Genomic DNA, 11935 nt, shown 5'->3' with positions numbered 1-11935 from the left:
CACCGTCAGCCGACCGTCCTCAACGAGGAGGCGCGATGGACAGCATGGCCGTAGTGCTGCAGCAACCGGAACAGCTGGTCGTGACACGACTGGATCTGGCGCCTGCAGGAGACGCCGACGTCGTCGTCGATGTCGAGTGGAGCGGCATCAGCACCGGCACCGAACGCCTGCTGTGGTCCGGTCGCATGCCGCCCTTTCCGGGGATGGGTTATCCGCTGGTGCCGGGTTACGAATCGGTGGGCCGCGTCAGCGCCGCCGGGCGTGCTGCCGGTCTGCGCGTCGGCGAGCGGGTGTTCGTGCCCGGGGCGCGCTGTTTCGGCGAGGTGCGCGGCCTGTTCGGCGGAGCCGCTTCACGGCTGGTGGTACCGGCGGCGCGGGCGCTGCCGATAGACGAAGCCCTGGCCGAACGCGGCATCCTGCTGGCGCTGGCCGCCACCGCACAGCACGCGGTCATGGGCGGCGCTGCGCTGCCCGATCTCATCATCGGTCACGGCGTGCTCGGTAGGCTGGTCGCCCGGCTCACGGTCGCCGCCGGTGGCGACCCGGTGGTGTGGGAAACGAATCCGATGCGCGCTGCCGGCAGCACCGGTTACCCGGTCATCCCGGCTGCGCTGGACAACCGCCGCGACTACCGCTGCATCTGTGACGTCAGCGGCGACGCGACGCTGCTCGATACGCTGATCGCACGGCTGGCCCCGCAGGGCGAAATCGTGCTGGCCGGCTTCTACGAGGACGCACTGTCCTTCCATTTCGCACCGGCCTTCATGCGCGAGGCGCGACTGCGCGTCGCCGCCCAATGGCAGGACGCCGATCTGGCTAACGTGCGCGACATGGCCGCCGACGGCCGGCTGTCGCTCGATGGCCTGATCACGCATCGCGAGGTGGCCAGTCGCGCCGACCTCGCCTACCGCACGGCATTCGGTGACCCCGGCTGCCTGAAGATGATCCTCGACTGGAGACAGCTGTCATGACCGAAGCCTGTGGCGGCGGCGCCGTCAGCCCCATCAAGTTCGACCTGACCAAGGTGCTGCGCGCCGAGGCGGCGATCGATCCCGATCCCGTCGCCGACGGCGAAGTGACCAAGCAGACGCAGATCATCGCCATCTACGGCAAGGGCGGCATCGGCAAGAGCTTCACGCTGGCCAACCTGAGCTACATGATGGCGCAGCAGGGCAAGAAGGTGCTGCTGATCGGCTGCGACCCGAAGAGCGACACCACCTCGCTGCTGTTCGGCGGCAAGGCCTGCCCGACCATCATCGAAACCAGTTCGAAGAAGAAGCTGGCCGGCGAGGAGGTGGGCATCGGCGACGTGTGCTTCATCCGCGACGGCGTGTTCGCGATGGAACTGGGCGGCCCCGAGGTCGGTCGCGGCTGCGGCGGGCGCGGCATCATCCACGGTTTCGAAACGCTGGAGAAGCTCGGCTTCCACGACTGGGGCTTCGACTACGTGCTGCTCGATTTCCTCGGCGACGTGGTGTGCGGCGGCTTCGGCCTGCCGATCGCCCGCGACATGTGCCAGAAGGTGATCGTGGTCGCCAGCAACGACCTGCAGAGCCTCTACGTCGCCAACAACGTGTGCAGTGCGGTCGAGTATTTCCGCAAGCTGGGCGGCAATGTCGGCGTGGCGGGCGTGGTGATCAACCGCGACGACGGCACCGGCGAGGCGGCGAGGTTCGCCGATGCGGCCGGCATTCCGGTGCTGGCCACCATCCCGGCCAACGACGACATCCGGCGCAAGAGCGCCAGCTACGAAATCATCGGCCGTCCCGGTTCGCAATGGGCGCCGCTGTTCGAGGAACTGGCCACCAACGTGGCGGAAGCGCCACCGGTGCGACCGAAGCCGATGACCCAGGACGGTCTGCTCGGCCTGTTCGCGGCCGACGTGACCGGTCGTGACTACGTGATGACGCCGGCCACGGTGGCCGACATGCTGGGCCGCGAAGACGTGGTCCGGCCGTCGCTCGAAGTGGTGTACGACACCGTCTGAGGTGGCCACCATGACCGACACAACGCATACACAGGTCATCAACACCGACGCGCTGTCGGCGCAGCGCCGGCCGGCCGACGGCGACGGTATCGGCTGTCACGCCGGGCGCGAGCAGCTGGACGGCGCGGCGCGCGCCGCCGGCAAGAGCGAAACGCTGGACCGCTACGCCGCCGACTATCCGAAGGGCCCGCATGACCAGCCGCAGAGCATGTGCCCGGCTTTCGGTTCGCTGCGCGTCGGCCTGCGCATGCGCCGCACCGCGACCGTGCTGTCCGGTTCCGCCTGCTGCGTCTATGGCCTCACCTTCACCTCGCATTTCTACGGCGCCCGCCGCAGCGTCGGTTACGTGCCCTTCAACAGCGAAACGCTGGTGACCGGCAAGCTGTTCGAGGACATCCGCGAGGCGGTCTACAAGCTGGCCGATCCGGCCCAGTACGACGCCATCGTCATCATCAATCTGTGCGTGCCGACGGCCAGCGGTGTGCCGCTGCAGCTGCTGCCGAAAGAGATCGACGGCGTGCGCATCATCGGCATCGACGTGCCGGGCTTCGGCGTGCCGACGCACGCCGAAGCGAAGGACGTGCTGGCCGGCGCCATGCTGCGCTATGCCCGCCAGGAGGCGGAGCAGGGGCCGGTGCAGGCGCCGCGCAGCGGCGTCGCCGACCGGCCGACGGTGGCGCTGGTGGGCGAAATGTTCCCGGTCGATCCGGTCATCATCGGTTCGCTGCTCGAACCGATGGGGCTGGCCGCCGGTCCGGTGGTGCCGACGCGCGAGTGGCGCGAGCTGTATGCCGCGCTCGACTGCGCGGTGGTGGGTGCCATCCATCCGTTCTACACGGCGAGCTTCCGCGAATTCGAGGCGGCCGGCCGGCCCGTCGTCGGCTCGGCGCCGATCGGTCACGATGGCAGCGAAGCCTGGCTGCAGGCCATCGGCCAGGCGGCCAACGTCGGTCAGGCGCAGATCGACGCGGCGAAGAACCGCTTCCTGCCGGCGATACGCGGCGCGCTCGCGGCCAACCCGATCAGGGGTCGCATCACGCTGTCCGGCTACGAAGGCTCGGAACTGCTGGTGGCGCGCTTGCTGGTCGAGAGCGGCGCCGACCTGCGCTACGTCGGCACCGCCTGCCCACAGACGCCGCACAGCGCGGCCGACCGCGAATGGCTGAGCGCGCACGGCGTGCATGTGCAGTACCGCGCCTCGCTCGAACAGGATCTCGCCGCGATGCGCGAATTCCGCCCGGACCTGGCGATCGGCACCACGCCGGTGGTGCAGGCGGCGAAGGAGGCGCGCATCCCGGCGCTCTACTTCACCAACCTGATTTCCGCGCGGCCGCTGATGGGGCCGGCCGGTGCCGGCTCGCTGGCGCAGGTGATCAATGGCGCGATCGGCAACAAGTCGCGTTTCGACACGATGAGCGAATTCTTCGACGGCGTCGGCAGCGGTCACACCGGCGGCGTGTGGCAGGACGTGCCGAAGGACAGGCCGGAGTATCGCGCCGCCTACCGCGCCAAGATGGCCAAGCTCGCCCGCGCGCGCAGCGTCGAGGAGGCGATATGACTACGCAGCGGACTACGCAGCGGAGCACGCAGCGAACCCGCACCGGGCAGGTGGCGACATGCTGATCCTCGACCACGACCGCGCAGGCGGCTACTGGGGCGCGGTCTACACCTTCACCGCGATCAAGGGTCTGCAGGTGGTGATCGACGGTCCGGTCGGTTGCGAGAACCTGCCGGTCACCTCGGTGCTGCACTACACCGACGGCCTGCCGCCGCACGAACTGCCCATCGTCGTCACCGGCCTGGCCGAAGAACAGCTGGGCCGCGAGGGTACCGAGGGCAGCATGCGCCGCGCGCACCAGGTGCTCGATCCGGACCAGCCGGCGGTGGTGGTGACCGGCTCGATCGCCGAAATGATCGGCGGCGGCGTGACGCCCGAAGGCACCAACATCCAGCGCTTCCTGCCGCGCACGATAGACGAGGACCAGTGGCAGTGCGCCAACCGCGCCATCAACTGGCTGTGGACGCAGTACGGCGCCAAGCGCATCCCTGAACGCAAGCCGCGCGCCCCCGACGTGAAGCCGCGGGTGAACATCATCGGGCCGATCTACGGCTGCTTCAACACGCCGAGCGATCTGGCGGAAATCCGTCGCCTGGCCGAAGGCATCGGCTGCGAGGTGAACCTCAGTTTCCCGCTCGGCAGTCATCTGGCCGACGTGCCCAAGCTGGTCGATGCCGACGTCAATATCTGCATGTACCGCGAGTACGGCCGGCTGCTGTGCGAAACGCTGGAGCGGCCCTATCTGCAGGCGCCGATCGGCCTGCACTCGACCACCCGCTTCCTGCGCGCGCTGGGCGAACTGACCGGACTCGATCCGGAGCCCTTCATCGAGCGCGAGAAGCACACGACGATCAAGCCGCTGTGGGATCTGTGGCGTTCGGTGACGCAGGACTTCTTCGGCACCGCCAGTTTCGCCGTGGTCGCCAACGACACCTACGCACGTGGCATCCGCCACTTCCTCGAAGATGACATGGGGCTGCCCTGTGCCTTCGCGGTGTCGCGGCGCGCCGGTGCCAAGACCGACAACGACGCGGTGCGCGCGCTGGTGCGCGACAAGACGCCGCTGGTCATGTTCGGCAGCTACAACGAGCGCATGTACATGGCCGAGTGCGGTGCACGCGGCAGCTACATCCCCGCCTCCTTCCCCGGCGCCATCATCCGCCGCCACACCGGCACGCCTTTCATGGGCTACGCCGGCGCCACCTATCTGGTGCAGGAGGTGTGCAACGCGCTGTTCGACGCGCTGTTCCACATCCTGCCGCTGGGCAGCGACATGGATCGCGTCGATGCCACCCCGTCGCGGCTCGCCCGTGCCGACGCACGACCGTGGGACGACGACGCCCAGCGCCTGCTCGATCAGTACCTCGACAAGCAGCCCTTCCTGGTGCGCATCTCGGCCGCCAAGCGGCTGCGCGACAAGGCGGAGGAGGCGGCACGCAGCGCCGACGAACAACGCATCACCGCAGCGCGCGTGCAGCGCGCGCTGGAAACGACATGAGGACCGGTCTGGCCACCGTCCGGAGCGGGCGCAGCACACGCCCGTCCACCCTCTTGCGGGGCGCAGTCAGCCCCGGAAGTCCCCGCCGCGCGGGCGTTGCGCGGCAATGGCCGAAAGGCCCGTCAGGAGGTAATCGGTATGGCTGATGGCACTAGAAGCGGATCCCTGTCAGGACTGACAGATTCCGAGGCGCGGGAATTCCACGCCATTTTCATGACCAGTTTCATCGTCTTTCTGGTCGTCGCGATCATCGCGCACATCCTCGTCTGGAACTGGCGCCCGTGGCTGCCGGGTTCCGAGGGTTATGCGTCGCTGATCGAAGGCGTCAGGGCGGCGACCTACTCGGTCATTCCTTACATCTACCAGGCATAGGAGCGCAGATATGTGGCGTATTTGGTTGCTTTTCGATCCGCGCAGATCACTGGTCGCGCTCTTCACCTTCCTCATGGTGCTGGCGCTCCTGATCCATTTCATCCTGCTCAGCACCGATCGCTTCAACTGGATCGAAGGCCCGAGCAAGAAACCCGCAGCAACGGCCCAGAGCGCAATGCCGGCTCCGGTCGCGATGCGGACAACGCAGTAAATGCACTGACGGCAGGTGTGCGGGGACCGGGCCTGCCCGGCCTCGCACGAGCGCTGCAGCGCGTCTCTACCGCGGAGGCATCGCGCTTCCGGATAAGGGGGTTGGCATGTCCATGCTCAGTTTCGAAAAAAAATACCGCATCCGTGGCGGGACGCTGCTCGGCGGAGACCTGTTCGACTTCTGGGTCGGCCCCTTCTACGTCGGTTTCTTCGGTGTCACCAGCATCTTCTTCGCGCTGCTGGGCACACTGCTCATCATCTGGGGCGCCTCGCAGGGCACCACCTGGAATCTCTGGCAGATCAACATCGCCCCGCCCGACCTGAAGTACGGCCTGGGCATGGCGCCGCTGATGGAAGGCGGGCTGTGGCAGCTGATCACGGTGTGCGCGATCGGCGCCTTCGTGTCGTGGGCGCTGCGCGAGGTCGAGATCTGCCGCAAGCTCGGCATGGGGTATCACGTGCCGGTGGCCTTCTCGGTCGCCATCTTCGCCTACGTCACGCTGGTGGTGTTCCGGCCGCTGCTGCTCGGCGCCTGGGGCCACGGATTCCCGTACGGCATCATGAGCCACCTCGACTGGGTGTCGAACACCGGCTACCAGTATCTGCACTTCCACTACAACCCGGCGCACATGCTGGCGGTGAGCTGCTTCTTCGCCACCACGCTGGCGCTGTCGCTGCACGGTGCGCTCATCCTGTCGGCGACCAATCCGCCGGGTGACGGCGTGGTCAAGACGCCGGACCACGAGAACACCTTCTTCCGCGATGCCATCGGCTACTCGATCGGCACGCTGGGCGTGCATCGACTGGGTCTTTTCCTCGCGCTGTCGGCCGGCTTCTGGAGCGCGGTGTGCATCGTCATCAGCGGTCCGTTCTGGACACGCGGGTGGCCGGAATGGTGGAGCTGGTGGCTCAACCTTCCCGTGTGGCGATAACAGACGAAAGCGAGGGTGCCATCATGGCCGAGTACCAGAATCTATTCACGCAGGTGCAGGTGCACGCACCGTCCTTCCCCGGTGTTTCGGTCGGTCGTGACGACCGCGAGCGCACCGGCACACCGACCCACGTGCATCTGTTCGGTCGCCTCGGCGACGCGCAGATCGGGCCCATCTACCTCGGCTGGTTCGGGCTGGCGTCGCTGATCTGCGGCTTCATCGCCTTCGAGATCATCGGCCTCAACATGATGGCTTCGGTGAACTGGGATCCGATCGAGTTCGTGCGCCAGCTGTTCTGGCTCGCGCTGGAGCCGCCGGCGCCGCACTACGGGCTGTCGATACCGCCTCTGAACGAAGGCGGCTGGTGGCTGATGGCCGGCTTCTTCCTCACCACGTCCATCCTGCTCTGGTGGGTGCGCATGTACCGCAGGGCGCGCGCACTCGGCATGGGCACCCACGTGGCCTGGGCCTTCGCTGCCGCGATCTGGCTCTACCTCGTGCTCGGCTTCATCCGTCCGGTGCTGATGGGTTCGTGGTCGGAGGCGGTGCCCTTCGGCATCTTCCCGCACCTGGACTGGACCGCCGCGTTCTCGATCCGTTACGGCAACCTGTTCTACAACCCCTTCCACATGCTGTCGATCGCCTTCCTCTACGGCTCGACCCTGCTGTTCGCGATGCACGGCGCCACCATCCTGGCGGTCAGCCGCTTCGGCGGCGAGCGCGAGATCGAACAGATCGTCGATCGCGGTACCGCGTCGGAACGCGCCGCGCTGTTCTGGCGCTGGACCATGGGCTTCAACGCGTCGATGGAATCCATCCACCGCTGGGCCTGGTGGTTTGCCGTGCTGTGCCCGCTGACCGGCGGCATCGGCATCCTGCTCACCGGCACCGTGGTCGACAACTGGTATCTGTGGGCCGTCAAGCATCACGTTGCACCGATGTATCCGGCGGTGTTCGGCACCGTCGTCGATCCCGCCACCGTGCAAGGAGTGCAGCCATGAACACCCTGAAGGCAACACTGCGTGTCGTCGCCATGCTGGGGGCGGGGCTGCTGCTCGCCGCCTGCGAAAAACCGCCGATCGACACGGTGCAGCGCGGCGTGCGCGGCACCGGCATGGTCCAGGTCTACAACCCGCGCATCGTCGAGGGCGAACAGCAGAAGAACGTGGTGCCGGAGCCGATACCGGCGGCGCCGCGTGAAGGGCAGAAGGCGTCCGAGGTGTTCCAGAACGTGAAGGTGCTGGGTGACGTCAGCGTTGCCGAGTTCACCCGGCTGATGGTAGCGATGACCGCCTGGGTGTCGCCGGAACAGGGCTGCGCCTACTGCCACAAGCTGGAGAACATGGCCGACGACTCGATGTACACGAAGGTGGTGGCGCGGCGGATGATCCAGATGACGCAGCACATCAACGCCGACTGGAAGCCGCACGTCGCCGACACCGGCGTCACCTGCTACACCTGTCACCGCGGCATGCCGGTACCGGCCGAGGTGTGGTTCCAGCCGCCGCCGCAGAAGCACGCGACGCGCATGGCCGGCTCTAAGATGCAGCAGAACACGCCGGACGCCGCCGTCGCCTACGCCTCGCTGCCCTACGACGCCTTCACCCGCTATCTGCAGAAGGGGCAGGAAATCCGCGTCAATGCGGTGACCGCGCTGCCGACTGCGGCGCCTGGCTCGCTGGCCGATACCGAGGGCACCTACGGACTGATGATGCACATGTCGGACGCGCTCGGCGTCAACTGCACCTACTGCCACAACAGCCGCGCGTTCGCGCCATGGACCGAAAGCACGCCGCAGCGGCAGACCGCCTGGCATGGCATACGGATGGCTCGCGACCTGAACAACGAATACATGGTGCCGCTGACCGCGACCTTTCCGGCGCACCGGCTCGGGCCGACCGGCGACGTCGCCAAGCTGAACTGCGCGACCTGCCACCAGGGTGCTTACAAGCCGCTCTACGGCACGCCGATGCTGAAGGACTACCTGGCGCTCAGTGCCCCCGGCGCACAGGCCGCACTGCCGCCCGCTGCAGCAGCAGCAGCCTCCGCCTCGGCACCGGCCGCCGAGGCGGAGGCGGCGAAGCCCTGATCCTCGGTCGGCGCGCTCAGGTGCGCCGACCTGACCCCGTTCGGCCGCTCCTGCAGTTCTCCTCCGCGCTGGGCCAGACAGCGCCTCTGCGGGAGCGGATCCGGACACCACGCAGACAGGGAGCGCGACGCGCTCCCGGATCGCGCAGCGCCCGGGTCGGCTGGCCCCTCCCGCACTCCGCGCAGAGGAGACCGTCATGCAGGTCAGTCAAGTCATGTCGTCGGGCGTGCTCAGCGCAGCACCCGGCGACAGCGTCAGATCCGTCGTGATCCACATGCTCAGCCGTCACTGCGGCGCCATCCCGGTGATCGAGCCGGATGCCCGCATCGTCGGCATCGTTTCAGTGCGCGACATCATGCTGCCGATGTACCCCAAGCTGGGCGAGTACATCCACGATAACGTGGGTACGCGCGACTTCCTTGCGATGGAGGAAGGCTACGACCGCGTGCTGACGATGCGGGTCGATCAGGTGATGACACGCAACCCGCTGGTGCTGTCGCCCGAAACGCCGGTGCTCGAGGCCGCATCGTGGATGGGCGTCAAGAATTTCCGCCGCATGCCGGTCGCGCGCGACGGCAAGCTGGTCGGCATGGTGAGCATCGGCGACATCAACCGCGGGCTGTTCTTCGCGCGCATCGGAGGCTAGGCGGACCGTCCCAGCGCCGGTCGATCGGCTGGCGCGGTCGGCGTCGGGACCGGGTTGTTGTGGGAGAGGTCTTCCGATCCCGACATCGGCCTGGATCGAAGCCCGCGGACAGCGACAGCCCTGTCGCGGCCAAGGCCGCTCCCACAAAAAGCACGCCGTGTCGGTGGCACGAGCACGGTTGCTGTGGGAGCGAGCTTGCTCGCGATAAAGGCCTTGATCGGACGCAGCGGACAGCGAAAGCCCCGTCGCAGCCAAGGCTGCTCCGACAAGGGGGAAGCGCCCGACCGCCGTTGAGTCAGAGCGGCTTCACCTCTTCCCGAGCGCGTGATTTCAGCCCCCAGTTCCAGATCGCGTTGAACGGCAGCGGCAGCACCATGAAGAGGTGCTCGACCACCGCCAGGCCGGCCATCGTGGCGAGCAGGGTGAGGGCCACGGCGTCGGCGCTGCCGGGCGCTGCCGCGGCAGCGTGGCCGATCAGTTCGCCGGTGAGCGCGCTGCCAGCGACGATGGACAGCGGCCACAGCGCATTCATGCGACGCCGGCGGAAGAAACTTTTCAGGTAGAGCAGGTGCGGCGGCAGGAATTCCTCGCTGAAGTTGCGCACGCCGAAATGCAGGTTCAGCTTGGCCGACAGCCGCATGCCCCAGAGCAGCAGATAGCTGTGCAGCGCGGTGGCGTTGGCGGCGTCCAGGGTGAGCAGGTAGATCAGCAGCGCGCCGCCGGCGATGGCCAGCTCGTGATGGATGATGGCCTCGGTCGCGTGACGGAAATGCGCGAGGCCGTCGCAACCCGCGGCGCAGGCGTGCTTGCGCGGGCCGGTCACCCAGCCCATCAGGAAGCTCATTTCCATCCAGCCCCACACCACCAGCGCGCTGGTGAAGCCGCAGTAGCTGCCGAGGGCGCTGTCGAGCCGTGCGCTGTGCTGCAGGCCGACCAGCGCGGCGATCGCCAGCACGCTGGCCACCGTCATGCTGATGCGGAAGGTGCGTCGCGGCAGGCCGTCCAGATAGAGGATGACACCGGTCGCTGCCCACCACAGCGCCAGCGCGTAGAGCAGGGGCAGCGCCCAGCCGGGCAGGGCGCCGTCCATCGCGCTCACCAGGCCGGCGACACGCGCACGTCGTCCGGCACCGCGTTCGGTTTGACCGGATGCAGGTAGAGGCGGGCGAAGGTGCCGAAGGCGGCCACTGCGCAGGCGCCGCGCTTGAGCAGACCGGTGATGCCGCCCTGCTGCTTCGCCGCCTCGTTTGCCCGGGCCAGCGCGAACAGCCGCTCGAGGCCGGCGCGGAAGGACGGGTTGTCGGTGTCCAGCGTCAGCGGGAACACCTGCCTGGAAATGTCCGAGGTGATGCGGAAGACCGCGTAGTCGTAGCTGTCGGCCTCCAGCCCCATGGCCTGGTGCAGCTGCGGCCGCATGTGGTCGCGCACGTACATCGTGGCGTACACCGCGAGCAGGAAGAAGCGCACCCACAGCAGATTGGCGCCGCGCAGCAGGTGAGGCTGGGCGCGCAGGATGAGGGCGAACGATTCGCCGTGCCGGAATTCGTCGTTGCACCAGCGCTCGAACCAGCGAAAGATCGGGTGGAAGCGCAGTTCGGGATGGCGCTCCAGCTGGCGGTAGATGGTGATGTAGCGCGCATAGCCGATCTTCTCCGACAGATAGGTCGCGTAGAAGATGTACTTCGGCTTGAAGAAGGTATAGCGCTTGGTGCGCTTCAGGCTGCCCAGATCGACGCCCAGTCCGTAGTCCTTCAGCGACATGTTCAGGAAGTTGGCGTGGCGCGCCTCGTCGCGTGCCATGTAGGCCATCAGCGCCTTGATGTCCGGATTGTCGACGTTCTTCTTGATTTCGTTGTACAGCACGCAGCCGGAGAATTCGGAGGTGATCGAGCTGATCAGGAAGTCCATGAACTCCTGGTGCAGGGCCGGCGGCAGGTCGCGGATCTGTTCGCCGAAATCGGCGCTGCGCTGGAAGTGATCGTGATTGTTGTCGCCTTCGTACTCCAGCATCATCGCGTCCCACTCGGCGCGCACCGGGCTCACGTCGAGGCGGTTCATCGCGGCGAAATCGGTGGTGTAGAAGCGCGGGCTCAGCATGGTGCTGACGCGCGCCTTGTCGGTGGCTTCGGCGGAAACGGCGACCTGCGGCGCAGGCTGTGTGGCAGTGCTCATGGCTGTGCTCCCGATGCATGCAGGGTGGGGCGGCCGGCGTCGAGCAGCCGGCCGAAGGCGCCGGCGTTCACCGGCCCGAAGGATTCGAGGTCGACGCGTCGCGCCGTGCTCCGATCGACCAGCGTGAGCCGGCCGTCGGCGCGGGCGATCAGCGAGAACGGCTGTTCCGGCCCGATCTGCTGACGGCGGCGTTCGCGCACCAGGCCGCGCAGGGTGCCGCGCACGAAGCCCTGTTCGCCGACGAAGGATTCGATCTGCGTATCGGTTCGCGCATCGATTACCGCGATGCTGCCGTCCGGCCTGTCTTCGAAACGCAGCTCGCGGACCGCGACCGCAGCGGCGTCCGGCGTCGCGATCGGCGTGCCGGACAGGCGGACCAAAGCCACCGCGGCCAGCACGCCGGCCAGCATCAGGCCGATGGCGAGCAGCGGCCAGCGCGGCAGTGCAGGTGCGGTGTGTGCGCTCATGCTG

The 11935-nt window shown here is 67.5% G+C and carries 13 protein-coding genes; 10 read left to right on the top strand and 3 right to left on the bottom strand.

Annotated features, from left to right (window positions below):
- The first annotated feature begins 35 nt into the window (after positions 1-35).
- From bchC to WDZ97_RS13615, 10 genes are all read left to right on the top strand, one after another.
- On the top strand, positions 36-971 hold the full coding sequence (gene bchC / locus WDZ97_RS13660; RefSeq protein WP_425763099.1) for a chlorophyll synthesis pathway protein BchC: 936 nt from the start codon (positions 36-38) through the stop codon (positions 969-971).
- On the top strand, positions 968-1987 hold the full coding sequence (locus tag WDZ97_RS13655; RefSeq protein ID WP_020165691.1) for a chlorophyllide a reductase iron protein subunit X: 1020 nt from the start codon (positions 968-970) through the stop codon (positions 1985-1987). Before bchC ends, WDZ97_RS13655 begins: the two co-directional genes overlap by 4 nt.
- A gap of 10 nt (positions 1988-1997) precedes the next feature.
- Entirely contained in the window at positions 1998-3545 is a 1548-nt protein-coding gene (gene bchY, locus WDZ97_RS13650) for a chlorophyllide a reductase subunit Y (RefSeq protein WP_425763098.1), read from the top strand.
- A 58-nt stretch (positions 3546-3603) separates the two neighbouring features.
- Entirely contained in the window at positions 3604-5043 is a 1440-nt protein-coding gene (bchZ, locus tag WDZ97_RS13645) for a chlorophyllide a reductase subunit Z (protein WP_425763097.1), read from the top strand.
- Between the two features lie 138 nt (positions 5044-5181).
- Positions 5182-5415 (top strand): light-harvesting antenna LH1, beta subunit, encoded by a 234-nt coding sequence (gene pufB, locus WDZ97_RS13640; protein WP_029143824.1) that lies wholly within the window; start codon positions 5182-5184, stop codon positions 5413-5415.
- 10 nt (positions 5416-5425) lie between these two features.
- Positions 5426-5626, top strand: coding sequence for a light-harvesting antenna LH1, alpha subunit (pufA, locus tag WDZ97_RS13635; RefSeq protein WP_019916985.1), 201 nt, complete (start codon positions 5426-5428; stop codon positions 5624-5626).
- 106 nt (positions 5627-5732) lie between these two features.
- A complete protein-coding gene (gene pufL, locus WDZ97_RS13630; RefSeq protein WP_019916987.1) occupies positions 5733-6557 on the top strand; it encodes a photosynthetic reaction center subunit L in 825 nt (274 codons plus the stop codon).
- A 23-nt stretch (positions 6558-6580) separates the two neighbouring features.
- On the top strand, positions 6581-7558 hold the full coding sequence (gene pufM / locus WDZ97_RS13625) for a photosynthetic reaction center subunit M (protein WP_024300836.1): 978 nt from the start codon (positions 6581-6583) through the stop codon (positions 7556-7558).
- Positions 7555-8646: a photosynthetic reaction center cytochrome PufC gene (gene pufC, locus WDZ97_RS13620; protein WP_425763096.1), complete on the top strand. Its 1092-nt coding sequence runs from the start codon at positions 7555-7557 to the stop codon at positions 8644-8646. The genes pufM and pufC overlap by 4 nt, the downstream gene beginning before the upstream one ends.
- A 196-nt stretch (positions 8647-8842) precedes the next feature.
- Complete coding sequence (locus WDZ97_RS13615) at positions 8843-9292, top strand: CBS domain-containing protein (RefSeq protein WP_304001760.1); 450 nt, start codon at positions 8843-8845, stop codon at positions 9290-9292.
- Between the two features lie 295 nt (positions 9293-9587).
- Here the strand turns inward: WDZ97_RS13615 and puhE are convergent, their stop codons facing one another.
- From puhE to puhC, 3 genes are read right to left on the bottom strand one after another with little or no spacing between them, the layout of a single operon-like run.
- Positions 9588-10382, bottom strand: a complete 795-nt coding sequence (puhE, locus tag WDZ97_RS13610; protein ID WP_425763095.1) for a putative photosynthetic complex assembly protein PuhE — start codon at positions 10380-10382, stop codon at positions 9588-9590.
- Positions 10383-10387: 5 nt separating this feature from the next.
- Entirely contained in the window at positions 10388-11464 is a 1077-nt protein-coding gene (acsF, locus tag WDZ97_RS13605; protein WP_425763094.1) for a magnesium-protoporphyrin IX monomethyl ester (oxidative) cyclase, read from the bottom strand.
- Positions 11461-11931, bottom strand: coding sequence for a photosynthetic complex assembly protein PuhC (puhC, locus tag WDZ97_RS13600; RefSeq protein ID WP_304001768.1), 471 nt, complete (start codon positions 11929-11931; stop codon positions 11461-11463). The genes acsF and puhC overlap by 4 nt, the downstream gene beginning before the upstream one ends.
- Between the last annotated feature and the right edge of the window lie 4 nt (positions 11932-11935).

Source organism: Methyloversatilis sp. MC4-4 (assembly GCF_049843555.1).
Classification (GTDB): domain Bacteria; phylum Pseudomonadota; class Gammaproteobacteria; order Burkholderiales; family Rhodocyclaceae; genus Methyloversatilis; species Methyloversatilis discipulorum_B.
The sequence above is the reverse complement of the archived record's forward strand: the minus strand, read 5'-3'. Positions and strand labels throughout refer to the sequence as shown.